We start from the raw sequence: 26,142 nt of genomic DNA on the forward strand, positions 1-26,142 counted from the left end.
TTGGTCAAGCAGATTATCAGCTGGTCATTGAACAAATGCGTGCTGAACTTGCCAAAGTCGGTGCAGTAAACGTTTAAGCCTACTAGCATAGTGTGCGCTGATAGATAGCATAGAGCATGCTAAACGTATCTGTCTGATGGTTTAAATCAGCAGATGCGTCTACTTTACGCAGCCTGCTTTTAGTGTTTAATCATGCAGCATGAAAATGATAAGAACGACTTTAAATCATCCTTGTTTTGGTTATTTTAACTGTCAGAGATGATTGATTTTAAGCTGAGTATTTCTGTTCAGCTTCGGCTTAAGCTCAATAAAATAGGAACAGCACATGGCTTGGATGGCGTTATTGCTGGCGGGTGTTTTCGAAATTGTCTGGGCCTATTCGATGAAGCTTTCGGATGGCTTTACCCGACTGACCTCGAGTATTGTGACCTTAATTTTTATGATGTTAAGTTTTGCCTTGCTGACTTATGCCATGCGTAGTTTGCCACTGGGTACAGCCTATACCATTTGGACCGGCATTGGTGCAGTGGGTTCTTTTTTAGTGGGCATTTTAGTCTTAGGTGAGCCTGCGACCGCCCTGCGTATGCTGGCCGCGGTGCTGATTATCGCTGGATTAGTCTTAATGAAACTGTCATCATAAAATTAAAGTTTTGCCATAAGGAGCAAGTGATGCAACTCCACTTTATAGACATGCCATCTCCTGTTGGGCGCTTAAAATTAGTGGCCAATTCACAGGCTTTGGTGGCAGTGATGTGGGAAAATGAACAGCCCAAATGTTTAGACTCTAAACAGCTGTTGCCCTGTGCTGATCATCCGATTTTATTGGCCACTCAAAAGCAATTAAGCGAATATTTTGCCGGACAACGCCAACATTTTGATCTGCCTTTGACCTTTGAAGGCACAGACTTTCAACAGAAAGTTTGGCAGGCATTGCTGAGTATTCCGTTTGCAGAAACTCGCAGTTATCGTGATATTGCTGCGCAAATTGGCAATGTCAAAGCAGTACGTGCAGTGGGTGCGGCCAATGGGAAAAACCCAATTTCCATTATTGCGCCGTGTCATCGGGTGATTGGTGCCAATGGCCAGTTGGTGGGTTTTGCCGGTGGATTGAACAATAAACACATTTTACTTCAGCTTGAACAACAGGTGGCTCAAACAAGCAACAGTTAAAGCCCTTGCCATTATTTCTGTCCTATACCATTGAGTAAAAGATGCTAAATGCCATATTAGGTCCCTTATTTTCAATATTGGGTTGGGTTGTTTTTGTCGTTATTGGCTTAGCAATTTTTAAGATTTTTAAGCCAGTTTTAAAAGGTAAGTTGGGGGAGTTTGCGGTCAGCCAACACGCCAAAAAATATTTAACCGCAGAATATATTGTACTGAACAATTGTACCTTGCCCGAGGTGCAGTTAGGCACCACGCAAATTGACCATATTTTACTCAGTCCCTATGGTATTTTTGTGATTGAAACTAAAAACTATAAGGGCTGGATTTTTGGCAGTGAACGTCAAAAAATGTGGACGCAGACTTTATTTAAAAAAAGCTATAAATTTCAAAACCCATTGCATCAAAACTATAAGCATCAAAAAGTGTTACAGCAGTTGTTGGTAGATTTAATCGCACCTGAATATTTGCATTCAATTGTGGTATTTATGCCAGAATGTGAGTTTAAAACAGTCATGCCGATGAATGTATTTAAAGGCAAAGACTGGGTTAACTATGTTAAAGCGTTTAAGCATGAGGTGATTCCGGCGATGAAACTAAAACGCATTCAACAGTGTATTGAAAAAGAAATGCTGGAAAAATCATGGAAAACCGATCGCTTGCATGTGGCCAATTTAAAACAACATAAAAATAACCGTTAACATTCAATCTGGCATACAAGTTTTGTGTTTATTTTATCGCGTGGACTGCAATTTAGTTTAAAAGCATAATCGACTAACTTGTCGTGTGTTGGAGTTGGTCGATTATTTCTTGCAAGTGTTTAATACGTTTGACCTCATTCCACAGGGTTTTTGCTTGAGGATAGTGTTTAGACATCATGCCGAGCCATTGTTTATAACGTCCGACCATATTAATTTCTTTTTTATAGTTGCCTTGTAAAAAACGACTTTGTAGCAGTAATAATTCATCCCACGTCAGTAATGCGGTATCTATATTTTGGCGAATACATTGGCTTAAATCGGGAGTGGTTACTGCGCCGCGGCCGAGCATTAAATCTGCACAGCCTGATTCGAGTCGGCATTGCTTGGCATCTTGATTGTTCCAAATTTCACCATTGGCAATCACATTAATTTTTAAAGCATGTTGAATCGGTTGGAGCTGATCCCAAAAAGCGGGCGGAGTATAGCCTTCGGCTTTGGTACGCGCATGTACGGTTAACCATGCCGCACCGGCATCTTCAATGGCGTGGGCATTTTCCAACGTATAGTTGCGGTCTAAATAACCCAAACGCATTTTGGCTGATACTGGAATATGGGCCGGTACGGCATCTCGAACGGCTTTGACCAATTGATGCACTACTTCCGGTTCATCCAAAAGCACGGAACCACCGCGGTGACGATTCACGGTTTTGGCTGGACAGCCAAAATTAAGATCAATAGCCGGCGCGCCCAGTTCAACCACACGTGCGGCATTGGCGGCCAACATCTCGGCATTGTTACCCAAAAATTGCACATGCACCGGTGTGCCCGCTGCGGTCTTACCATCAGTCAGCAGTTCAGGGCAATAGGTATGATAAACGTGGTCAGGCAGCACAGCGTCGGTCACTCGAATAAATTCGGTTACACACCAATCAAAGCTGCCGACATGCGTTAAAACTTCACGCATAATTGGATCAGTTAAGCCTTCCATGGGCGCAAGAATAAGTTTCAAGGAGAAAGACCTGTCAAGAGCAAAAAAGCGGTTATACGCACTTTATCATCGCTTGTCTAGCCAGCGCTTAAAGCACTGACCGGCAATGCGTCAAGTAAGCGATTTTTAGCGGCCTAAAATCATCTCTAAGACAAACTTAGAGCCAATAAAACCAATGGCCAGTAGGACAAAACCGATCAAGGTAAAACGAATGGCTTTTTGCCCGCGCCAACCAAAACGGTAATGGCCAATCAGTAAAGCGCCGTAAACAAACCATGAGATAATACTAAAAGCCGTTTTATGCGCCAAATGTTGGGCAAAAAAATCATCAATCGTAAAGAAACCAAACAATAACGCCACGGTTAATAGGGCAAAGCCGGTAATAATCAAATCGAAGAGTAACGATTCCATGGCTTGAAAAGAGGGCAATAAATTGACCCAAAGTCTTTTTTGTTTGTTCTTTAGTTCGCGGTCTTGAAACCATAAAATAACCGCTTGAATGGTGGCCATCAGCAGCACCGCATAAGCTGAAAGGGATAAAATAATATGGATATCTAGACCCAAAAAATGCTGTTCAATAAATTGATTTTGCTTGCTTAAACTAAAACCCATAATCAGGCCGACTGCGGCCACCGGAATGCCAATTAAATTGAGTGCTAAAATTGGCCGAAATGCACTAAAAATAAAACTCAGCAGCAGCATTAATCCTGAAGTGAATGACATGAGGACAAATACATCATAATTTACCCCAAGCGGGGTCAGCATATCGTTGTATAAGACCGCAGCATGCAGCACTAAGCCTAAGCCCAGTACCAGTCTGATAAACCAATGGTTTGGTTCACGTTTTGACACTAAATGAATCAACAAATACCAAAAAGAGCTGGTATAGGCCATTAATGCTAAGATCGTGTAAACCAAGGGGAGACTGATCATGTCAAACCTTTTTCAGGGTGATAAATATTCATTTATATAAATTCTACGCGAACTACAGTATCCTATAGCATCTTATGCATAAATTTTCTATTTTAAGAAAGATTTTTTTGCAACTAGCAATTTTAAGCGGATTTTGCAATGTTTGATACCTTAACAGAACGACTCACGCAGAGTTTAAGAAATGTTACTGGCTCAGGGCAGCTAACCGAAGACAATATTAAAGATACGTTACGTGAAGTACGTATGGCACTTCTTGAAGCCGATGTTGCGTTACCTGTAACTCGTGAATTCATCGCGAAAGTTAAGGAAGAAGCATTGGGTCAAGAAGTGATGACTCAGTTATCACCAGGCCAAGCTTTTGTCAAAATTGTTCATGATGAACTGACCAAAATGATGGGCGAGGCCAACGAAAGCCTTGACCTTGCAGCCAAACCGCCAGTGGTGATTTTATTGGCCGGTTTACAAGGTGCGGGTAAAACCACCACCGCTGCAAAATTGGCACGTTTTCTCCATGAGCGTCAAAAGAAAAAAGTCGCGATGGTGTCTGCCGACGTTTATCGTCCGGCGGCGATTAAACAGCTTCAAACTGTGGCAGGTGAAGTGGGCGCGATTTTCTTAGAATCCAGTGCCGATGAAAAACCGATTACCATTGTCACGCGCGCAATTGAACAGGCTAAAATTCAGTTTGCCGATGTGTTGATTGTCGATACTGCGGGTCGTTTACATGTCGATGATGACATGATGGACGAAATTAAACAGCTGCATGCGGCCATTAACCCAACTGAAACGCTGTTCGTGGTGGATGCCATGACCGGTCAGGATGCGGCCAATACCGCAAAAGCATTTAACGATGCATTACCGCTGACCGGTGTGATTCTGACCAAAACCGATGGTGATGCACGCGGTGGTGCGGCACTTTCAGTACGTGCCATTACCGGTAAGCCAATTAAATTCTTGGGCATGGGTGAAAAACTCGATGCGCTAGAGCCATTCCATCCTGAACGTATCGCACAGCGTATTTTAGGCATGGGCGATGTACTTTCTTTAGTCGAAGAAGTTGAACGTAAAATCGACAAAGAAAAAGCGGAAAAAATGGCGAAAAAACTGCAAAAAGGCGGTAGCTTCAACTTTGAAGATATGCTGATGCAGTTTGAACAAATGAACAATATGGGCGGCATGATGGGCTTCTTAGACAAGTTGCCGGGCATGAGTAATTCAGGTATTCAAGATGCCATTGCACAAGCGAATCCTGAAAAGCAAGTGAAAAAAATGGAAGCGATTATCCAATCGATGACCATTAAAGAACGCCGTAACCCAGACTTAATGAATCCAAGTCGTAAAAAACGTATTGCAGCGGGCTGTGGTATGGATGTGGTTGAAGTCAATAAGTTGATTAAACAGCACGCGCAAATGGCTAAAATGATGAAGAAATTCGCTAATCCATCGGGTATGGCGAAAATGATGAAATCATTAAGCGGGATGCAAAATAAATTCGGCGGTGGCGGCGGTATGGGCCCACTGTTCGGTGGCAATGATAAAAAGTAATTTTTATCTGCTTATCATAAAAAAAGATGCGATAAACGCATCTTTTTTTATAGCTGAATTTTTTGATTATTTAGAGGATTCAAACTCTTGCTGTTCAATATAAAATTGCAAACCGCTAAGCAGTAGATCTGGTTTAATGATCGGATTGAATTCTGTTAAAAACTGAGCAAATAACGGCGCATCACCACCGGTGAGAATTAATTGCCGTGGCTTTTGTTGCATGACTTGCTGGATGGTGCTGACCAAACCCAAAAAAATCCCATGATGTACTGCATCAATGGTATTGCGTCCGGGAGTTAGCTCATCAAAGGCGGCATCGGGAATTTTAATGCCTTTGGTGTTTTGAATCAGCGAGTCGCGCTGTAAATATAAATTCGGTAAAATATAGCCACCTAAATGCTGTAAGCCGTCGCTTAAGTCAATGGTTAACGCCGTACCACAGCTGATGATGCAATAATCTGCTGCCGGATCATGCGCCACGGCCAATACTTGTAACCAACGGTCAATCCCCAGTTGTGTCGGCTCATCATAGCCACAGTTTAAGCCCGCATATTCTGCATGGACGCGAGCAAAAATCACTGGAATATTCAGCGTTTTTAAAATGGCTTTAATCCGTGCATTGTTCTTTTTATCTTGCACAGAGGACACGCCCACATTGTGCAGCTGCAAAGCTTTAAAATGTTGAATCAGACCTAACAGTAAATCTGCGGGCGACTGTAAATGCATTTCTGCTGCATGTTCAATCACCTCATGGTGATCGGTAATCCAATATTTAAGCCGTGTATTGCCAATATCTAACCATAAATTTTTCATTGCCATGTCTCTATAGCGCGGCGTCTAAACGGCGTAAACGCCCTTGATAAAACTGTTGTATGCCTGCATGGGTTTCAATACAGACTGCGCCATCATCTTGAATGCCTAAAAAAATACCGCAACACAGTCCCGAATGATGTTCAAATTCAACCGCCTGCTGTATAAATGCGGCATTGTGGTTAAAACGTGCTGCCAAATGATAACAACCATGATCAAACCATTCACGTGCCTGTTGAATGGCCAGATACAGCTCAGCAATCAGTTCAATACGCATAATGTTTGTTAAACCGAGTTCTGCTAAAGAGCTGGCATGTTGATCAAGCTGTTCTTTGGCAATTGGCGCCAGATTAATCCCGACCCCCACAATGACTTGATGCGGCGACAGCGGTTCAACTAAAATACCGCCCCATTTACCCTGTGTGCTATACAGATCATTTGGCCATTTGACTTGTAAATCTAAACCTTTAAGACTGGGCATTTGTAGAATATTCAGTGCAATTTCAAGTGCAAGTCGGCCATCGATGGGTGTTTGTGTATTCAGCAATGTGCTTAAATAGATGTTGCCTTCTGGAGACAACCATTGCCTCTGACGTTGACCGCGACCTTGAGTTTGCTGCGTACTACACACCAAAACACTGTGCATACCTTTCAGAGCCAGTTCACGTACATCATCATTGGTGGATGTGGTGATGGGTTTGAGGATTAACACTTCAGGAAGCTGCTTGGCGTCATTGAGAATTTTTTGCAGTTGTCGCGTCTCTACATCCATTTAAATTAAACACCGTGGAATATGAAATATGGAGTTAATCATATATTTATTAATTGGCGCAATGGCAGGTTTTGCCGCCGGACTGTTTGGGGTCGGTGGTGGCATGATTATTGTTCCTATTTTATATATTGTCTTTACCCAGTTAAATTATGATCCGGCGGTGATTATGCATTTGGCGGTGGGCACTTCGTTGGCCACCATTATTGTGACCTCAATCAGCTCAGTCTCCGCCCATCATAAAAGAGGTGCGGTATTGTGGGATGTGTTTGCTAATTTAGCTCCGGGACTGGCATTGGGTTCATTTTTGGGTGCAGGGATTGCCGATTATATTTCCGGTCAAGGGCTACAATTACTCATTGGTTTTTTTGCAGTGTGGGTGGCTTATGGCATGTTTAACGGTGCCAGTAAACCCGTTGATTTATCCAAGCACTTACCCAGTAAAAAATTACAACTGTTGGCAGGCGGCGGCATTGGTATTGCATCGGCTATTTTTGGGATTGGGGGTGGCAGTTTAACCGTACCGTATTTAAACCGTCATGGTGTGGTGATGCAAAAAGCAGTGGCCACCTCCGCAGCAGGGGGGTTACCTATTGCCGCGGCAGGTGCACTGGGCTTTATGTGGTTTGGTTCGAATGCGTCGGTTGAAATTCCGCACAGTATTGGGTATGTACATATTTATGCTTTTTTAGGGATTAGCGTGATGAGCTTTATGACGGCAAAACTGGGTGCTAAAGTGGCGCATAATTTATCACCGGCAATGCTCAAACGCTGTTTCTCTGGTCTTTTAACCGTGGTCGGGCTATATTTTATTTATCACGGTTTTACAGCTTCCTTTTAATAGCCAAAAATTATTGCGCTGTTAAAGCGTCAGATGATTGAGCCGGTTATTATTGTTTTTGTTCAGCTCAGGGCATCCTCATTTAAAAAATGCCTTTTGAGTGATAAACAGGTCATACGGTTGAATTATCGCGTCATTTAAAGCCTGAATTTTTGAGCGCTTTAGGCTTAGATAGCTTAAATTTTCATCTATAATCAGCAGTATATTTTTTGTTTAATGCTGGCTTAACGCTTGAAGCTACTTTGATTGACTTTAGCGACTTAAAATTGTCTAACAATGTCATATTCTTTATGCTAAAAACACAGTAAAACGGCGGCTAGAGTATCTGAACATGCGTAAATTTTTCGATTGCATCTTATAAAAACAATATAGGGCGAATATGCAACAACAAGAAATCAATAGTCTATCTGGACAAATAGCTCAACACATTAGTGAGCAAATTATTCGCGGTGAGTTGGTGGAAGGGGAACGTATTCAAGAGCTGCGCATCTCCACTGAACTTCAGGTCAGCCGTGGTTCGGTGCGTGAAGCGTTATTGCTGTTACAGCGTACGCAGCTGATTGAGATTTATCCGCGCCGTGGTGCGATTGTCTCGGAAATGTCCACGCAACAAGTGCGTGCGTTATTTGATACCAGTGCTTTGCTGTTGGGGCAAATCGTGCAGCGTATGGCAGAGGTGTGGCGTGCGCATGAAGCAGACAATATTCAACAATTGCTCAATCAATTACATGATGAAACCCGTCAGGGCCATACTGAAAAATTTTATGATTTAATCTTTCAAGGCTTAGCACGGCAACATGATTTAATCAGCAATAGCTATTTAATGAAGTTTTATCACGACCTATTGCCAGCCCTACGACGGAGCTATTTTTTAACCTTAAATATCTCGCGCCGTGAGCTAGATGAATCCTTTGCCTTGTTTAAGTTGGTGACTGATGCGATTTTGAACCGAAAAGCACAACAAGCCACTTTATTTATGGATGATTTTTGTCGACACTTACGCAACCTCGTGTTGGAGTCGCTGACACGAATGAAACAAATCGAACTTGCATGGGCAAGACGTTCACGACGTTGATCAGGACATTATGCGTTTAAGCAGCTTAAAACTCTCCGGCTTTAAATCTTTTGCCGACAGCACCACTTTACATTTTAAAGCTAACCGCAGTGCTGTGGTGGGGCCAAATGGCTGTGGTAAATCCAATATTATTGATGCTATTCGTTGGGTGATGGGTGAATCCAGTGCGCGGCAATTGCGTGGTGGCAGCATGCAAGATGTGATTTTCACCGGTACCGCCAAGCGTAAGCCAGTGGGAGTGGCCAGTGTTGAACTGCGTTTTGACAATACCGCGGGCACTTTGGGTGGAACTTATCAGGCCTATAATGAATTGGCGATACGTCGGCAGGTCAATCGCGAGGGAAAGTCAGAATATTTCTTAAACGGCAGCAAGTGTCGCCGCCGTGATATTACCGATCTTTTTTTGGGGACAGGACTGGGACCGCGGTCTTACGCCATTATTGAACAAGGCATGATTAACCGATTAATCGATGCCAAACCTGATGATATGCGTGTGTTTATTGAAGAAGCCGCTGGCATTTCACGTTATCAGGCACGTCGCCGTGAAACCTTATTGCATTTAGAGCATACACAGCAAAACCTTGCGCGTTTAGACGATATTTTGGCAGAACTTAAAGCGCAGCGTAAAAGCTTAAAACGCCAGTCCGAAGCGGCTATTCAGTATAAAAATTTAAAAACGCAAATTCGTCGGTTAAATATTGAAATGCTGTCTTTTCAATATGAACAAAGTATGCAGGCGCAGCAACAACACAGTGGACAGATGACTCAGTTAGAGCACAGTCTTAAAGTGGTACATGCTGAACTTGGTACAGTAGAGCAGGCGTTGACGGCCAGTCAGGAGGTCTTTCAGCAGCTGATACAGCAATCGAGTCCGTTACAACAGGCATGGCAACAGGCAGAGCAAAAGCTGTCTGAATTAAAACGCGATTACGAACAAAAACAGGCACGCTATACGCACAATTGTTTGAGCTTAACCCAGTTACAGCAGCAACAGTTGCACAGCCAACAGCAGCTGCAACAGATGGATGCAGACCGGCTGAGGTTGCTTGCACAACAGCAGCAACAGCTTCAGCAGCAAGCGCAACAACAGCAACAGCTGCAGCAATATAGCCAAAACCTAAGCGCGCAAAAACGACAGCAGCAACAGCTACAACAACAGTTTGCAGCGATTAAAACGCAAGTTGAACGGCAGCAGCAGCAAAAAAACCAATGCGCGATGCACAGCGAACAATTGGCTAAAAATATTCTACGGCTAGAGCAGCAAAAAACCACTTTGCAGCAGCAAATGGCACACATCCATCAGCAGCATCCACCGCAGCAGGTTCAGCAGCTAAACGATCGGCAACATCAGCTTGCAGAGCAAATTGAGCAGCTACAGCAGGGCATTCAGGCCGATACTGCAAGCTTAGATTTAGTCCAAGCAGAATACGCACAGCAGCACAGTGATGTGGCGGATTTAAAATCCGAAATACATATTTTACAGATCGAGCAAAATCATCTGAGGCAATTGCTGATAAAAAATAATCCGCATACTCAGCAAGATGCGCAGCAATTGATGCAACTGTTAAAACTGAATGACATCGCCAAACCACATGCCGCTTTAATTGAAAAGTTTTTAGCGCAGTGGTTGTCGGCACATGTGCTTGATGCAGAGGATAGCTTTGCTGAAAATATCGCGCGGCAACTGAAACTGCAGACCAATAACGCGTGCATGCAATTGGCCAATTTACCCTGTTTGGCCGATTGGATTATTGCCCCGCAGCATTCAATTTGGCAGCAAGTGGCCGTGACAGAGCATTTGGCGCAGGCATTGTGTTTACAAGCAACACTGCGTGCTGGACAGTCGATCTTAACTTTGGATGGTTATCATGTGGCTGCCGATTGGGTGATTGGCTTATTTTATGACAGCGCCAGTCAAGCCGCACAAGGAACACTCACTCATCAAATTCGTTTAGATGAAATTGATGCCGCGCTCGGTGATGCGTGCTTGAAACTGAAAACCGCGGAACAGCAGTTACCGCCGCTGAAGCAGCAGATTCAAACGCTGCAACAAACGCTGCAACAGCAGCAAGCACAATTACAAAAACAGCATAATACTGTGCAACATACTGCGCTTGAATTGGCCAGCTTAAACAGTGCGCAGCATGCTTTTAGCGTGCAAAAGCAACAATTGACCGAGCAACTGCAACAGCTTGAGGCACAGCTGCAAGAAGATTTAATGCAAAAAGATGATTTAGACATTGATTTGCATGCGCTGGATATCAAACTTGCGCAGAACTTACCCAACTATCAACAGCTGCAATCTCAAGTCACTGAAACTCATCAGCAACTTGAAAAAATGCAAGAGCAAGCGCAACAAGTGCAACAACAGTTGGCGTTATTACAGCATCAACAGGTGCAGACTCAGCAGCAAATTGCATTGCTAGAAAAAGATGAGGGTATGCTCAAAAGTCAATTAAAGCACACTATTGATCAAATTCGCGATATACAACACACAATTGCCTCGTTACAATCAGAACTGCCAGCACAAGCGTCAGCGGTGGATCAACAAGCACAGCTGAGCCTGCAATGCCAAAATACTTGCAATAGCTGGCAAGTTGAACTCAATCAGATTCAACAAAAACAGCAGCAGTTGACAGAGCAGCGTCATCAGCAGCAACAGCAGCATGAAATATTACGCACAGAATTAGAGCATAGTCGTCTGGCGGTGCAGGCAGCAAAATCAGACGCGCAGCATTATGCAGAACAATTGAGTGCTTTAAATACGGTTTTTGTGAGTGGCTTGCAGATAGATTTAACGCTTCATCAGCAGCAATTAAGCACCGCCCAGCAGCAATTTACACAGTTGGGCGCGGTAAATTTAGCGGCTATGCAAGAATATGAACAGATCAGCCTGCGTTTTGAAGAACTTGATCATCAAATGCAGGATTTGCAAAAAACGGTTGATCAATTGCAAGCGGCCATGAAAAGTATTGATCAAGAAACGCGTAAATTATTTATGGCGACCTTTAATCAGATTAATCTTGAGCTGCAAGATTTATTTCCAAAAGTTTTTAATGGGGGAGAAGCCAGTTTAACCTTAGATGGTGACTGGCAATCGGGAGTCAAATTGATGGCCCGACCGCCCGGTAAGCGTAATAGTGCTTTGGCGTTATTGTCAGGCGGTGAAAAAGCTTTAACCGCCTTGGCCTTGGTGTTTGCCATTTTTCGTTTAAATCCGGCACCATTTTGTGTGTTGGATGAAGTTGATGCACCTTTAGACGATGCGAACGTTGCCAGATTTTGTAATTTGGTAAAAGAGCTTTCTGAACAAGTGCAATTCATTTACATTACCCATAATAAAGTTGCAATGACAATGGCAACCGATTTATTAGGTGTTACCATGCCAGAACCCGGTACATCAAAATTAGTCACTGTCGATTTGGAACATGCAAAAGAATACGGTTTAGTCGCGGAGTCATAAAAATGGAAATCACCACCGTTGTTGGGATTGTTATCGCCGTTATCATTATGTTATTCGGCTTAAGAATATTACTTAAAAAACCTGCCGATGCAACACCGTCACTCGATTCAGAACTGCATGTCGATACAGACAGCCAACAGCCTGTGATTCCTCGCCATGTCCGCGATCAATTGCAAAATACTGAAGCGACTTCGCTTGAAGCACGCGTTGAACCGACCTTAGCAGAGCCTGCGAGTCAGTTTGCCAAGCCGTCTGAAGATACGGCCAAAGCCAGCGTTGCGGCAATTAAGCCGGTGGAGAATGTGCCTGTGTCGGTTGACAGCACAGCAGCACTCAGCACAGATACTCTATCGACCGCCAAAACGGTCGATGCGAACAATGAGTCTGAGGCTTTGAAAGCGGTCGCGACTGAAACCAAAGTGGCTGATGCCAAAACGCCGACGGAGCTGAGTCTAAATGCGCATATCGAAAAAGCTGAAATTTCTGAATTTGAAGATGAAAGTAATATTTTAGATGAGCACTTACATGAGCAGCAACGTGTGGATGAAGAAAGCGCCTTGTCGACTGCGGTTGAGTTTATTACCCTGAATATTTATCCAGAGCGCCGTGTCTTATCGGGTGAAAAAACCTTAAAAGTCTTGCTGAAATATGGTCTGCGTTTTGGTGAAATGGCGTGTTTTCATCGTTATAATCAAGACGACACGAAACTCTTGTTTTCGGTATTACAAATTACCGATGAAGGTGCAGCAGGGTTTGATTTAGAAACCTTGTCGACTGAACAAGTCAAAGGTTTGGCCTTTTTCTTGGCTCTACCACACAGTGATGTGCAAAATGCGTTTGATACCATGGACAGTCTATCGCGATTAATTGCGCGTGAAATAGATGGCACGATTTACGATCAAAATAATCAAGAATTTACTCCACAGCTACGCGAGCAATGGCGTCATCAGGCAATTGATTATCGTGCAGGTCACACTGCTGAAGTTTAGTTTGAAAAAACATGCTTCGATTTCTATAATAGCAACAGATCAAATATCAACAAAGGGCGGAAATACCGCCCTTTTTTATGGTGTAAAAATGACCCACGATGTAAGCATTCCAGCACAAATGCGCCAATTGATTGACCTATTGGCCCAGCATAACCATGCCTATTATGTGATGGATCAACCGACGATTGAAGATAGTGAATATGATCAATTATTTCAGCAATTAAAAGCCTTAGAGGCGCAGTATCCTGAATATCTACAAGCGGATACACCCACCGATAAAGTCGGTGGAAAGGCGCTGCCTAAATTTGAAAATGTCACCCATGTGGTACCAATGCTGTCATTGGGTAATGTCTTTCATCAAGACGATTTATTTGAATTTGATCGCAAAGTAAAAGAGCGTTTACCGCATCAACAGGTTCAATATGATGTCGAGCTGAAATTTGATGGCTTGGCGATTTCCTTGTGGTATGAACACGGAGTTTTAATTCGTGCCGTAACGCGTGGCGATGGGGAAACGGGGGAACTAATTACCGAAAATGTGAAAACCATTCGTAATTTACCCAAAGTCCTTTGCTCTACGCATCAACCGGTGCCTGAACTGTTAGAAGTTCGCGGTGAAGTACTGATGCCCAAAGCCGGCTTTGAAAAACTCAATGCCCAAAATGCGGCCAAAGGTGAAAAACTATTTGCCAATCCACGCAATGCAGCAGCGGGTAGTTTACGTCAACTTGATCCGGCCATTGCACGTTCACGACCGTTGGCTTTTTATGCCTATGGCATTGCGCAATGTCAGCCGCATCATGAACAAAGTACTATGTCGGCCAGTTTAGCGTGGTTGACGCAGTTTGGTTTTGCAATTGGCGAACAGCATTTTATTTGTGACAGTATTGAAGAAGTACAGCAGCGCTATGATGAAATTAATCAGCTGCGCGCACAGTTAAAAGTTGAAATTGATGGCGTGGTCATCAAGGTTGATGACTTAAAACAACAACAACAACTGGGTTTTTTAAGCCGTGAACCGCGTTGGGCCACCGCCTATAAATTCCCAGCCGTGGCGGCGTTAACCACGATTGAAAATATTGACTGGCAGGTGGGGCGTACAGGCACTTTAACACCGGTGGCTCGTTTAAATCCGGTTGCAGTTGGTGGCGTCATTGTCTCCAATGTGACCTTACACAACATTGGCGAAATTCACCGACTAGATGTGCGTATCGGCGATACCGTCAGCGTCTACCGCAGTGGCGATGTGATTCCAAAAGTTGAAAAAGTCTGGCCGGAATTTCGTCCACAGACTGCGCTAGCGGTGCATTTACCAGAACAGTGTCCAGTGTGTGATTCACCTGTGGTCATGCCTGAAGGTGAGGCTTTGGCACGTTGTTCAGGTGGGCTGTACTGTGCGGCGCAGCGTATTGAAGCGATTCGTCATTTTGTCTCACGTAAAGCGTTGGATATTGAAGGTTTGGGCGATCGTTGGGTGGAATCTTTGTTACATCTAGATTTACTTAACAATGTGGCGGATATTTATAGCTTGCATCAACATCGTGAACAGTTACTCAGCATTGAAAAAATGGGCGAGAAATCGGTTCAGAATCTCTTTGATGCAATTGAAAACAGTAAGAAAACCACCTTGGCCGCCTTTATCTATGCCTTAGGTATTCGCGGGGTAGGCGAGACCACGGCACGGATGTTGGCGCAAACCTTCCAAACCTTGGATGCACTGCAAGCGGCCGATTTAGAAGCACTCAAAAAAACCCCTGATGTGGGCGCGATAACCGCAGAGTGGATTGTTGATTTCTTTCAAGCGCCACATAATTTAGAAGTGCTGCAGCGGTTATTGGCTGCCGGTATTCATTGGGATGCACCGATTGCACCAACGCGTCAGCCACTGAATGGCGAAAGCTGGGTGATTACCGGTACGCTTAGCCAAATGGGACGTGATCAGGCCACACAAATGCTACAAGCCTTAGGTGCGCGCGTCAGTGGTAGTATTTCCAGTAAAACCAAATGTTTGGTGGCAGGTGAAAAAGCCGGTTCTAAGCTTGAAAAGGCTGAGAAACTGGGGGTATCGGTTATGAATGAAACTGAATTCTTGGCCTTGATGGCAGAATATGGACAAAGTTTATAAGCTTTTACACAGCCCGTAAGCAGATTTTTTAGGTTATAAAGTATTAAATCTAAAGAGCATGATGGCTTATCAGTACTAGCGTGCTGATAAGCACAGAGAGGACTTATTTTTCTGTAAAACGTTAGCTCTAGCGATTCTAGTGCCTCGAGATTGTGCTGATCTGTCTCATTTGCGCTGCTGCTCACCAATCCTTACAAATTTTAAAAATCACTTTTTAGCACCAAAAGTGATTTGATGAAGTTGGCAGGCTGCGCGCAAAGGCTTATTTTATATATGGAAAATGTATTTTTGATTGCTGTAAATGCGTATGTTTCTCATTTTAATTTATAAAAATCATAAACTTACATAATTTATCTTTTGCATTATGGTGTTAACTTGGCCATAATCATAGCTAATCGAGTCGGGAGTAATTGCAATGCGTGGTAATCCAGAAGTCATAGACTATCTTAATATGTTGATTGGCGGCGAACTGGCTGCTCGTGATCAATATCTCATCCATTCTCGTATGTATGAAGATTGGGGCTTAAGTAAAATTTTTCAGCGTATCGACCATGAAATGCAAGAAGAAGCGGCCCATGCTGATGCAATTATTCGCCGTGTGCTGTTTTTAGAAGGCATCCCGAATATGCAACGTGATGATGTTGAAATTGGTGAAGATGTCATCAGTTGTTTAAAAGCCGATTTAAAGCTTGAATACGATGTACGTGAAAAATTAGCCCAAGGCGTAAAGCTCTGTGAAGACAAAGCCGATTATGTAACCCGTGAAATGTTACGTCAGCAAATGTCAGATACCGAAGAAGATCATACCTATTGGTTAGAAAAACAATTACGTTTGATTGAGTTGATGGGTTTACAAAACTATATTCAATCACAAATGTAAGCTGCCGTTGAAGTCAAAAAGCCCAGTGTATACTGGGCTTTTTAATGCGCTGATTTTTTTCCTGAGATTAAAATTTAGCGCTCAAAATCAATCTAAGTCAGACTTGCGCTTATTTGCTTTTGGTGAGTTTTTCAATATCTGCAAGCACTTGCGCAGCATGCGACTGAGTATTAACACTGTTATAGTGATAAACAATCGTGCCTTGCGGATCGATTAAAAAGCTTTCGCGCTTGGCAATTTGCGCAATACCAAAATTACGCACAATTCCGTACTGCTGAGCCAATTGCTGATTACTGTCGGCCAAAATAGGAAAGGGTAGGGCTAACTTTTCAGAGAACTTTTGATGCGATTTTACGTCATCTAAACTTACGCCCAAGACCACGGCATTATTTTGAATAAATTGCGGATACAGTGCTTTAAATTGATTGGCTTCTTGGGTACAGCCGGGTGAGTTATCTTTTGGATAAAAATACAGCACAATCCATTTGCCTTTATATTGACTCAAGCTATGCCATTTTGCATTTTGATCTTGTAATTTAAAGCTGGGTGCAGGTTTTCCAACCCATTGTTTTTGTTGATTTGCGCTTTTGCTGGCGATGTTGTTTTCTGCATGACTGAAGTTTGAAAATCCAATGCTGGTGCCCATACAAACCAAGCCAATACTCAAAATTTTTGTATAGTTCATATCGTTCACTATGATTTGGAAGTGCCACCAGTTTAGCAGAGTTTAAAATCTAAACACTTATGAAAATGCTTTTCAGCGCGAGGCATGAAGTAATGGCCATGGATCGCTGCATTTTGATCAGATGAAGGTCAAGCATTTATCAATCTCGTGCTTGAATAAATACGTCAATGGGACAAATTTTCTTATTTTAAGCATGCGCCATATATCGCGATGAATGTTGCCATTGGCAATAGCACAGTGGGATGCAGATTGAATATACTGAAGCTCCCTGATTTTATGCTGAGCATATTTTGAATTTCTCTATTTTACTGATCACTGGTTGGGGCGGCGGTACGCAACTGCTGCATCCACTAAAACAGGCTTTAGAAAATCATGCGCATCATGTTGAGGTGATCAATATTTTTGATGCTTTTGATGCTGCCGTTTTACAACAGAACGTCGCATTGGCACGTGCTTATGATGTGATTGTCGGCTGGTCGTTGGGTGGGCAATTGGCTGCTGTTTTGGTCAATGAAATTGAAAAAAAGTATGCTGAACACAAAATTTTAATTACCTTGGCCTCTAATCCTTGTTTTGTGGCGAATGATTTTTGGCCGCATGCCATGCCGGTTGCAACCTTTAAAGCCTTTAAACAGTCATTTGAGCATGATGCGATCAGCACGCTAAAACGTTTTGGGTATATGGTTTGTCAAGGCGTACTCAGCACCAAGACAGATTTACTGATTTTACAAAGTTTGATTCAGCCGCAACAAATTCAGCTGCTTCAACAGGGTTTAGTGCTGCTGGAAAATCTTAATGTGGTGGATATCTTAAAAAATTACTCAGGTCAGCAGTATCATCTGTTTGCCATGCAGGATGCCTTGGTTCCTCACCAAGTTAGCCATGATTTGCAAAATTTAGCCGCAAAATATCTCAATACGGACACTATTTTAGGCGCTCATGCTTTCCCCGTAACGCAGCCGCTCATGAGCAGTGATCAAATCTACCAATATTTAAGGCAAATTCAGTCAAGCTGAGTATAAATGCACAATCTCGCAATTTCTTTTTATCGGTACTGGGTTTAACATCCAAGCATTAGATTTTTTACACTGTTCGAGGCAAAAGGATGACCGAATTAACTGATCTAGAGTTTGATCTTCAACATATTTGGCATCCTTATACGTCCATGACCTGTCCATTGCCGACCTTTAAAGTGAAAAAAGCTTTTGGTGCAATGATTGAGTTAGATGATGGTCGTCAATTGATTGATGGTATGTCGTCATGGTGGTGCGCCATTCATGGTTATAACCATCCTGAACTGAATCAGGCGGTGACGGATCAGCTGCAAAATATGTCGCACATTATGTTTGGTGGACTGACTCATCAACCGGCCATTGATTTGACCCGCTTGTTGTTAACCATCATGCCACCCAGCTTGGATAAAGTTTTTTATTCAGATTCGGGGTCGGTGGCAGTTGAAGTGGCTTTAAAGATGGCAGTGCAATATTGGGCATCGTTGGGATCTGCGCACAGCAGTCAAAAAACCAATTTTGTCACGCCGCGCTCTGGTTATCATGGTGATACATGGAACGCGATGTCAGTTTGTGATCCCGTGACGGGTATGCATCAAATTTTTGGCTCAAGTTTACCCAATCGTATTTTTGTACCCGCCCCAAAAACTGCTTTTGATCAAGCGTGGGATCAAGCCGATATTGCCGAATTGGCACAGGTTTTAGCGCAGCATCACGCCAGTATCGCTGGTCTAATTTTAGAGCCAATTGTACAAGGTGCAGGCGGCATGCGTTTTTATCATCCTGAATATTTACGCCAAGCCAAACTGCTGTGCGAGCAGTATCAGGTGCTGTTAATTTTTGATGAAATTGCCACTGGTTTTGGCCGTACCGGTAAATTATTTGCATGGGAACATGCGCAAGTTGAACCGGATATTATGTGTATCGGTAAAGGCTTAACGGGAGGGTATATGACGCTGGCTGCTACCCTCACCACCCAAAAAGTGGCTGAAACTATTAGTCAGGGGCCGGCAGGGGTATTTATGCATGGCCCGACTTTTATGGCCAATCCGCTGGCCTGTGCAGTGGCACTTAAAAGCACGCAACTGTTATTGGGGCAGGAGTGGCAGGCCACTATTCAGCGCATTGAGCAGCAACTGATACAATATTTAACGCCGCTTTCAGAGCTGGAATATGTCAAAGAGGTGCGCATACTGGGGGCGATTGGCGTGGTTGAACTGTGCTTTAATGTGGATATGCAAAGCCTGCAACAAGAATTTGTGCGCCGTGGTATTTGGGTGCGCCCATTTGGAAAATTAGTCTACGTAATGCCACCATATATCATCAGTACCGCTGAATTAAGCCATTTATTACAACAATTGGTTGAGGTGGTACAGCAGATGCAGGAGATCAATGCATGAGCCTGTTAGATGGATATGCAATCAAGCTGGATGAATTAAAACAGCACGGTAATCTGCGTCAATTTCGCTCGAATCGGCAGCATGGGCGCTATATCGAAATCAATCAGCAACAGATGCTAAACTTGTCTTCGAATGATTATTTGGGATTGGCTGCAGACCTTCAATTGCGCGAACAGTTCTTTGATGAAACACCGTCTGATCAGCGCATCATGAGTGCATCTTCTTCGCGTTTATTAACGGGGAATTTTCCGGCTTATGAAGCGTTAGAAGCTCGTTTAAGTCAGGCTTTTCAAGGCCGTGCCGCGCTGTTATTTAACAGTGGCTATCACATGAATATTGGTATTTTACCTGCGCTGTGTGACGCAAAAACGCTCATCCTTGCCGATAAACTGGTGCATGCCAGCATCATTGATGGTATTCGCTTGTCCTCTGCAAAATATGTGCGTTATCGTCACAATGATTTAGAGCATCTGCGCCAACTTTTACAGAAATATCATCTAGATGAAAACTTTAATCGCATTATAGTGGTGACGGAATCTATTTTCAGTATGGATGGCGATGAAACCCATCTGGCTGAATTGGTGCGGATAAAACAGCAATTTAATAAAGTCATGCTGTATGTCGATGAAGCGCATGCCATTGGCGTGCGCGGTGAACACGGTCTTGGCTGTGCAGAACAGCATGGCGTTATAGATGAGATTGATTTTTTGGTCGGCACCTTTGGTAAAGCCTTGGCATCGATTGGTGGTTATTTGATTTGCCATCCTATTATTCGCGACTATTTAATCAATAGTATGCGGCCGCTTATTTTTAGTACCGCCCAGCCGCCCATTTGTATGGCGTGGAGCGACTTTATCTTGCAAAAAGTCTTTACCTTGCAGCAATCGCGGCAGCATTTACAGCAGATCAGTCAGTACTTAAAGCAGGCCGTGCAGGCCAAAGGCTTTGATTGTCCATCGACCTCTCAGATTGTACCGATCATTTTGGGTGAATCACAAAAGACCGTGAATAAAGCCCAAGCACTACAGCAAGCTGGTTTTTATATTATGCCGGTCCGCCCACCCACCGTACCGCAGCACAGTTCTCGATTACGCATCTGTTTAAACCGTCAAGTGAATACCGATGATCTTGATCAGCTGATTGCTTTGTTGTGAGAGCCAATAGTGAATATTGATAAGCGACGGGTGGCGCAGCGTTTTGCCAAAGCCAGCCAAAGTTATACTCAGCACGCGATTGTGCAAAAGCAGATTTGTCAGCAGTTAATCCAATTGATGCAGCAATATCTGCCAGCAACCGATGTGGATCGGGTGTTTGAAATTGGTTGTGGTTCAGGTAATTTAACCCAGTTAATATTGCAAGAATTGAGCGTACAACAGTTAATTTTGAATGATTTATATCCTCAAGTGCAGCAACATTTTACGGAAAATAATGCGCTACACTGGTATATTGGCGATATTGAACAGCTGGATTTTCCGCAGAATTTGGCCTTAATTGCCTCAAGTTCCGCTTTGCAGTGGATGTCGGATATAGACGCAATTTTTAAGCAATGTGCAGCTGCTTTAAATCAGAACGGTTATTTTTGTTTTTCCAGTTTTGGGCAAAAAAACTTACAGGAAATTAAAGCCCTTACCGGTCAAGGCTTGAAGTATCTAGAGCCTGAATGTATTGCTCAAAAATTAGAGTCACACGGTTTTGAAATTATTCATTTTTCAGAGCAGCTGGAGGTTTTAGATTTCAGCCATCCTAAACAGATTTTACAGCATTTAAAAGCCACCGGTGTGACTGCAACCGCGTCTCATCACCGCTGGACCAAGCAGTCATTACACCAATTTTATTTCGATTATCAACAATTTTCAAATGTAGATCAGCAGGGTCAAATCAGCTATCGTCTGACCTATCATCCTATTTATTGTATTGCACGGAGAACGCCATGATCACACCTGTATATTTTATTAGCGGTATCGATACAGGCATCGGCAAAACCTATACCACGGGTTATTTGGCAAAATTGTGGAATGAACAAGGGCAGAAAACCATTACCCAGAAGTTAATTCAAACCGGTAATGTGGATATTTCTGAAGATATTCAACAACACCGTGAAATTATGCAAAGCGGTTGGCTGGCTGAAGATGACAGCAAGCTGACCATGCCGGAAATTTTTAGTTATCCTGCATCACCGCATTTGGCCACTAAAATTGATGGCCGTGAGATTGATTTTCACAAAATCTCTGCGGCAACGATAAGCTTGACTGAAAAATATGATGTGGTGCTACTTGAAGGTGCGGGCGGTTTAATGGTGCCTTTAACCGATAGCTTACTGACCATTGATTATTTAGTAGATAAAAAATTTCCGATTATTTTGGTCAGCTCAGGACGTTTAGGCAGTATCAATCACACGCTGTTAAGTTTAGAGGCCCTCAAAAGCCGTGGGCTAGAGTTGTATGCATTGGCCTATAACTTAAATGATGAATCTCAAGATGAGTTAATTTCTAAAGATACCTCGGATTACTTAAAAAATTATTTGGCGCTACATTTTCCCCAAGCACAGTGGATTGATATTCCAAAAATTGAGTCGCAGCAGCTACGGAAGATACAACGATGACGGACCTAGAATTCTTACAATATACCGTTAATTTAGCCAAAGAAAATGTCGCTACAGGAGGCAGACCCTTTGCCGCATTGGTGGTTAAAGACGGTCAGATTATCAGTCGTGGGGTTAATCAAATCTTGATCAGTAATGATCCGACTGCGCATGCAGAATTAACTGCGCTACGTGAGGCATGTCAAGTCTTGCAAAATTTATCACTTGAAGGCTGTATGGTCTATGCCAGCGGTCAACCCTGTCCGATGTGCTTGGCTGCAATGCGCATGGTCGGTATTCACAAAATTATTTATGCCTATTCCAATCAAGATGCAGCACCTTTTGGCTTATCCACAGAAAAGATTGCCAATATTTTAAGGCAAGTACCCGATCAGCAAGAAGGTTTAGAGTTTATTCAGTTAAAGCTGGATTCTTCTTTTGCCGTATATCCGTTATGGCAGCAAGAAAATACTTAACAGTGGTATTTTTATCCGTTTATTCTAGGTTGAAGCATAAAAAATGGGGCTTACCATTGTATGTAAGCCCCATTCAGATATAGCTACGTAAGAGCGGTCAGCCCTTACGACTTAACCGCTTAAAACTTTTTAAAGCCTTTGTTGCTGCCAAACGGTTTACGTGGTGCAAATTTGTTTTCACCACGATTTTGATTGTCTAAAGTATTGCCATTACGCTCTGTGCTGGCGCGATTACCGCGATCATCGCCACGTGAATCTGAACGTTCTTGACGTGGGTAAGCAGAACGCTGTTCTGTTGCGCCCTCTGTGCGAGGACGACTATTTGGTCGGCTGTCGCGGGTGTTGTCAGTATTTGCTGGACGTGAGTCACGGCGTTGTTCAGACGGCTGCGCTTCACCTTCGTTGTCACGGCGTTGTTGACGCAAATAACCACCACGACGTGCTGCCATTGGTTTTTCTTGCATACGCTCGTTACGACGTTTTGCCATACCAAACAGACCTGTACCTTGACGTGGTTTTAATTCCACGGACTTGGTGAGGTTATCAATATCGTTTTTATCCAGTTCAATCCAACGACCGGTACGTAATTCACGCGGTAAAATCACTGTGCCATAACGGGTACGCAGTAAACGACTAACTTTTAAACCTTGTGATTCAAAAATACGACGAACTTCGCGATTACGACCTTCTTTAACCACCACTTGATACCAACGGTTGATCCCTTCGCCACCAATTTCAGAGAAGTTTTCAAATTTTGCTGGGCCATCATCCAATACCACGCCTTTGAGCATGGTGTTTTTGATGAGTGGCGTCACTTCGCCCATAACACGTACCGCATATTCGCGTTCAATTTCATTGGACGGATGCATTAAGCGGTTGGCCAACTCACCATCGTTTGTGAACAACAATAAGCCCGATGAGTTAATGTCGAGACGACCAACCATCACCCAGCGATCGCCTGCAATAGCAGGTAATTGTTCAAAGACGGTTGGACGTGACTCAGGGTCATTGCGCGAACAAATCTCACCTTCAGGTTTGTAATAAATCAGGACACGGCGACGAATTTCATCTTCAATTTGGAATTGAACTTTACGACCATCGATGCGAAGCTCATCACCTGGTTCAATGCGTTCACCCACTTGGGCAACGGTGCCGTTAATGCTTACGCGACCAGCGGCAATGACTTCTTCCATATAACGGCGAGAACCCAAACCAACGCGTGCAAGCACCTTTTGTAATTTTTCACTCATGACAGCATAACCTTAGAAATTATCATCAACAGTACGCCTATTTACGACATCGGTGCGTGAGCATCGAGCGCCATAAAAGCTTCCTTGGCATCCTGTAGGGGAGGCAATTGACCTAAAGACAGCAGGCCAAAAGCATTTAAAAATTGTGGCGTTGTAACTAACAACGCAGGTCTTCCTGGTAACTCTTTAAAGCCGGACTCTTTAATCCAGTTCCAATCAAACAATGAGCGTAATATTTGGCTATTGTTGGAAACTCCACGAATTTGTTCAATATCTGCTCGGGTCACCGGTTGGTGATACGCAATCACCGCCACGGTTTCAAGCAGCGTTGGCGATAAGCGAGTTGGTCGCTCTGGCCACACTTGGGTAATAATATCACGATATTTCGCACGGACCTGAAAACGGTAACCTTGTGCAGTTTCAATCAATTCAATTGAGCGGCCCTGTTGCAACACACTTAGTTGTTGTAACAGCAGGCGTAATTCTGTTTTGCTGTATTTATTTTGCAATGCTTCTTCTAAGCGTGCCAATGACACGGCAGTTTCACTGGCAAAAATAATCGCCTCTAACTGCATTAACGTTTCGTGTTGAGGTGCTACAGTCAATTCAGAATCTACACAAGTGTTGCTCATCTTTGCACCCCTTGAATAGCAAGTGGCGCGTCAATGCCATTGGCCACAATAGTGACCTTTTGTTGCCGCGTCAGTTCTAAAATAGCCATAAAAGTCACCACCATGCCCAAACGCCCTTGACTGGGTTTAAGTAACAGCTGAAACGATAAAACCTCACCGCAGTGTAATTTTTGTTCAATAAAGGCAATGCGCTCTTCAAGTAAAACCGGCTCGGCTTGAATATGATGAACAATCGGCTCGGGGCGGTTAAAGACACAGCGTAGCGCATCATGCAGCAGATCCACTGTATAGCCTTGTGGTTGTTCTAGCGTCTGACTTAAGCCCACATGGGTTAAGAAGGTATCGCGCTCTAAAACAGGGAGCTGGCCCAAACGTTCCGCCGCTTGTTTAATCCGTAAATAGGTTTCTAAACGATCAATCAATTGTTGTTTTGGATCTTTTTCAATGATCCGCGTTGGACTGGCTTTGGGTAACAACAGTCGAGACTTCAGATCGGCCAACAACGCCGCCATCACCATATAATCTGCGGTCAGCTCAATATCGAGCGACTTCATCGCATGCATATAAGATAAATATTGCGCTGCAATCGGGGCAATATCAAGCTGTAATAAGTCAAAACCATTTTTTTGAATCAGATAAATTAAAAAATCGAGTGGTCCTTCGAAATGCTCTAAAAGAATTTCAAATGCAGCAGGAGGAATATAGAGATCCTCAGGGAATGAGTTGTGCCACTCATCCATAACACGGATCAGTGTGGCTTGCTCCATAGGCTTATGGATAGATTGATTCATTGCAATTATAGGCCACGCGAATTTTCAAAGGCATGAAGATGCTATTTCGGATCAGCTTTTTGGAAAAAGCATCAGGGTGATGAGAAAAAGCACAGAATTAATCTGCGTAGTCTAAAGGAAAACGCAGCTCAAATAAATTACAAAATCTCACAAATAGCAAAAAACCTGAAAATAAGTAGGGATTATTAATGTTAAAGCAGCAAAAGTGGAGTGATACAGGATAATATTTTGCAGCAGATCAAGGCTTAGCGCGTAATTAAATTAAAATCCAACAATAAGAGATAAAATTTCAGATGAACGATCATCACCGCGTACACCAGAATGAATATGGACAAATGGTTGGGAGTTCGGTGCAGCTGAAGCCGATTCATTTTTTAGCCGATTCCTTATCTGGCACTCATGCCAGCTTGCAGGTTTTATCTACGGATACACTCACCCCAGCTTGCTTAAAGCAATTGTGGCAAGTGCTAAAGGATGAAAGCGATGGTCGTTGTTGGACTTATTTGCCTTATTCTGCTTTTAAAAGTGCAGCGGCGTTAGAAACATTATTGCAGCATAATTTTTCTATGCCCCATGCCATTCATTATTTAATTCAAATTCAGCACAGAATAGTCGGTTGGGTCGGTCTGCTGAATCTGCGCCCCACAGATGGGGTGATAGAGATTGGCAATATTTATTTTTCTCATCAGATGAAACAGTCTGTCGCCTCCACTGAAGTGATCTATCTATTATTAAATAGCTGCTTTGAACAGGGCTTTCGCCGAGTAGAGTGGAAGTGTGATGATTTAAATACGCCGTCAAAACGTGCGGCTTTACGCTTTGGTTTTCAGTATGAAGGCACATTTCGTCAAGATCGTATCTATAAAGCCCGCAACCGTAATACCGCTTGGTTTTCAATGTTAGACAGTGAATGGCCGCGGGTTAAAGCAGCCTATCTTGCATGGCTCACTATTGATAATTTTGATCCTGCGGGGCAGCAAAAAATTAAATTGGCCGAATTCATGCAGCAATATGTCTTAGATGAGACGCGGTAA

Annotated in this window: 25 protein-coding genes and 1 pseudogene; 18 read left to right on the top strand and 8 right to left on the bottom strand. The window is 43.3% G+C overall.

Annotated elements, in window-relative coordinates:
- From SE27_RS14410 to SE27_RS04495, 4 genes and pseudogenes are all read left to right on the top strand, one after another.
- Positions 1-77 (top strand): annotated as a pseudogene (locus SE27_RS14410) (ribulose-phosphate 3-epimerase); the annotation flags it as partial.
- Between the two features lie 248 nt (positions 78-325).
- Positions 326-640, top strand: a complete 315-nt coding sequence (locus tag SE27_RS04485) for a DMT family transporter (RefSeq protein ID WP_039621237.1) — start codon at positions 326-328, stop codon at positions 638-640.
- Positions 641-669: 29 nt separating this feature from the next.
- Positions 670-1,170, top strand: coding sequence for a methylated-DNA--[protein]-cysteine S-methyltransferase (locus SE27_RS04490; protein WP_039621240.1), 501 nt, complete (start codon positions 670-672; stop codon positions 1,168-1,170).
- Between the two features lie 41 nt (positions 1,171-1,211).
- Positions 1,212-1,865: a nuclease-related domain-containing protein gene (locus SE27_RS04495; RefSeq protein WP_039621242.1), complete on the top strand. Its 654-nt coding sequence runs from the start codon at positions 1,212-1,214 to the stop codon at positions 1,863-1,865.
- A 73-nt stretch (positions 1,866-1,938) separates the two neighbouring features.
- Here SE27_RS04495 and SE27_RS04500 read toward each other — a convergent pair whose 3' ends face one another.
- Together SE27_RS04500 and SE27_RS04505 are read right to left on the bottom strand one after the other, a co-directional pair.
- A complete protein-coding gene (locus SE27_RS04500; RefSeq protein ID WP_081406872.1) occupies positions 1,939-2,874 on the bottom strand; it encodes a tRNA dihydrouridine synthase in 936 nt (311 codons plus the stop codon).
- Between the two features lie 105 nt (positions 2,875-2,979).
- Positions 2,980-3,786 carry a cytochrome C assembly family protein gene (locus tag SE27_RS04505; RefSeq protein WP_039621246.1) on the bottom strand — a complete coding sequence of 269 codons (807 nt, stop codon included), beginning with the start codon at positions 3,784-3,786 and terminating at the stop codon, positions 2,980-2,982.
- 138 nt (positions 3,787-3,924) lie between these two features.
- On the opposite strand from SE27_RS04505, the gene ffh reads away from it, so the two are divergent.
- Positions 3,925-5,331 carry a signal recognition particle protein gene (ffh, locus tag SE27_RS04510; protein ID WP_039621249.1) on the top strand — a complete coding sequence of 469 codons (1,407 nt, stop codon included), beginning with the start codon at positions 3,925-3,927 and terminating at the stop codon, positions 5,329-5,331.
- 66 nt (positions 5,332-5,397) lie between these two features.
- Here the strand turns inward: ffh and SE27_RS04515 are convergent, their stop codons facing one another.
- Positions 5,398-6,144 carry a type III pantothenate kinase gene (locus SE27_RS04515; protein ID WP_039621251.1) on the bottom strand — a complete coding sequence of 249 codons (747 nt, stop codon included), beginning with the start codon at positions 6,142-6,144 and terminating at the stop codon, positions 5,398-5,400.
- A gap of 10 nt (positions 6,145-6,154) precedes the next feature.
- Complete coding sequence (locus SE27_RS04520; RefSeq protein WP_039621253.1) at positions 6,155-6,913, bottom strand: biotin--[acetyl-CoA-carboxylase] ligase; 759 nt, start codon at positions 6,911-6,913, stop codon at positions 6,155-6,157.
- Between the two features lie 28 nt (positions 6,914-6,941).
- On the opposite strand from SE27_RS04520, the gene SE27_RS04525 reads away from it, so the two are divergent.
- The 6 genes from SE27_RS04525 to ftn all read left to right on the top strand — a co-directional run bounded on the left by SE27_RS04525 (position 6,942) and on the right by ftn (position 16,283).
- Positions 6,942-7,751: a sulfite exporter TauE/SafE family protein gene (locus SE27_RS04525; RefSeq protein ID WP_039621254.1), complete on the top strand. Its 810-nt coding sequence runs from the start codon at positions 6,942-6,944 to the stop codon at positions 7,749-7,751.
- A 379-nt stretch (positions 7,752-8,130) separates the two neighbouring features.
- Positions 8,131-8,826 carry a GntR family transcriptional regulator gene (locus SE27_RS04530; RefSeq protein ID WP_039621256.1) on the top strand — a complete coding sequence of 232 codons (696 nt, stop codon included), beginning with the start codon at positions 8,131-8,133 and terminating at the stop codon, positions 8,824-8,826.
- 10 nt (positions 8,827-8,836) lie between these two features.
- A complete protein-coding gene (smc, locus tag SE27_RS04535) occupies positions 8,837-12,289 on the top strand; it encodes a chromosome segregation protein SMC (RefSeq protein WP_039621258.1) in 3,453 nt (1,150 codons plus the stop codon).
- A gap of 2 nt (positions 12,290-12,291) precedes the next feature.
- The gene (locus SE27_RS04540) at positions 12,292-13,278 is read left to right on the top strand and encodes a cell division protein ZipA C-terminal FtsZ-binding domain-containing protein (RefSeq protein WP_039621259.1); all 987 of its coding nucleotides are present in this window, start codon (positions 12,292-12,294) and stop codon (positions 13,276-13,278) included.
- Between the two features lie 88 nt (positions 13,279-13,366).
- Entirely contained in the window at positions 13,367-15,403 is a 2,037-nt protein-coding gene (gene ligA, locus SE27_RS04545) for an NAD-dependent DNA ligase LigA (RefSeq protein ID WP_039621261.1), read from the top strand.
- A gap of 415 nt (positions 15,404-15,818) precedes the next feature.
- Positions 15,819-16,283, top strand: a complete 465-nt coding sequence (gene ftn, locus SE27_RS04550; protein ID WP_039621263.1) for a heteropolymeric bacterioferritin subunit Ftn — start codon at positions 15,819-15,821, stop codon at positions 16,281-16,283.
- A gap of 109 nt (positions 16,284-16,392) precedes the next feature.
- Here the strand turns inward: ftn and SE27_RS04555 are convergent, their stop codons facing one another.
- Positions 16,393-16,929 (bottom strand): peroxiredoxin, encoded by a 537-nt coding sequence (locus SE27_RS04555; RefSeq protein ID WP_370686754.1) that lies wholly within the window; start codon positions 16,927-16,929, stop codon positions 16,393-16,395.
- A 329-nt stretch (positions 16,930-17,258) separates the two neighbouring features.
- Between SE27_RS04555 and SE27_RS04560 the strand changes: the two genes are divergently transcribed.
- The 6 genes from SE27_RS04560 to SE27_RS04585 all read left to right on the top strand — a co-directional run bounded on the left by SE27_RS04560 (position 17,259) and on the right by SE27_RS04585 (position 22,435).
- The gene (locus SE27_RS04560; RefSeq protein WP_039621267.1) at positions 17,259-17,984 is read left to right on the top strand and encodes an alpha/beta hydrolase family protein; all 726 of its coding nucleotides are present in this window, start codon (positions 17,259-17,261) and stop codon (positions 17,982-17,984) included.
- Between the two features lie 89 nt (positions 17,985-18,073).
- Positions 18,074-19,378 (top strand): adenosylmethionine--8-amino-7-oxononanoate transaminase, encoded by a 1,305-nt coding sequence (gene bioA / locus SE27_RS04565; RefSeq protein WP_039621268.1) that lies wholly within the window; start codon positions 18,074-18,076, stop codon positions 19,376-19,378.
- Positions 19,375-20,532, top strand: coding sequence for an 8-amino-7-oxononanoate synthase (locus SE27_RS04570; RefSeq protein WP_039621270.1), 1,158 nt, complete (start codon positions 19,375-19,377; stop codon positions 20,530-20,532). Before bioA ends, SE27_RS04570 begins: the two co-directional genes overlap by 4 nt.
- A gap of 9 nt (positions 20,533-20,541) precedes the next feature.
- Positions 20,542-21,312, top strand: a complete 771-nt coding sequence (gene bioC / locus SE27_RS04575) for a malonyl-ACP O-methyltransferase BioC (RefSeq protein ID WP_081406873.1) — start codon at positions 20,542-20,544, stop codon at positions 21,310-21,312.
- Positions 21,309-21,980 (top strand): dethiobiotin synthase, encoded by a 672-nt coding sequence (gene bioD / locus SE27_RS04580; protein ID WP_039621274.1) that lies wholly within the window; start codon positions 21,309-21,311, stop codon positions 21,978-21,980. The genes bioC and bioD overlap by 4 nt, the downstream gene beginning before the upstream one ends.
- Entirely contained in the window at positions 21,977-22,435 is a 459-nt protein-coding gene (locus tag SE27_RS04585; protein WP_039621276.1) for a nucleoside deaminase, read from the top strand. Before bioD ends, SE27_RS04585 begins: the two co-directional genes overlap by 4 nt.
- Positions 22,436-22,554: 119 nt before the next feature.
- Here the strand turns inward: SE27_RS04585 and rluB are convergent, their stop codons facing one another.
- Genes rluB through SE27_RS04600 form a run of 3 tightly spaced genes read right to left on the bottom strand, consistent with a single transcriptional unit; the run spans position 22,555 to position 25,108 of the window.
- Positions 22,555-23,685 (bottom strand): 23S rRNA pseudouridine(2605) synthase RluB, encoded by a 1,131-nt coding sequence (gene rluB, locus SE27_RS04590; protein ID WP_081406874.1) that lies wholly within the window; start codon positions 23,683-23,685, stop codon positions 22,555-22,557.
- Between the two features lie 41 nt (positions 23,686-23,726).
- The gene (gene scpB / locus SE27_RS04595) at positions 23,727-24,317 is read right to left on the bottom strand and encodes an SMC-Scp complex subunit ScpB (protein WP_039621279.1); all 591 of its coding nucleotides are present in this window, start codon (positions 24,315-24,317) and stop codon (positions 23,727-23,729) included.
- Positions 24,314-25,108 carry a segregation and condensation protein A gene (locus SE27_RS04600; RefSeq protein WP_039621281.1) on the bottom strand — a complete coding sequence of 265 codons (795 nt, stop codon included), beginning with the start codon at positions 25,106-25,108 and terminating at the stop codon, positions 24,314-24,316. Before SE27_RS04600 ends, scpB begins: the two co-directional genes overlap by 4 nt.
- A gap of 293 nt (positions 25,109-25,401) precedes the next feature.
- Here SE27_RS04600 and SE27_RS04605 point away from each other — a divergent pair, with 293 nt between their 5' ends.
- A complete protein-coding gene (locus tag SE27_RS04605) occupies positions 25,402-26,142 on the top strand; it encodes a GNAT family N-acetyltransferase (protein WP_039621283.1) in 741 nt (246 codons plus the stop codon).

The organism is Acinetobacter harbinensis, from assembly GCF_000816495.1.
Lineage (GTDB): Bacteria > Pseudomonadota > Gammaproteobacteria > Pseudomonadales > Moraxellaceae > Acinetobacter > Acinetobacter harbinensis.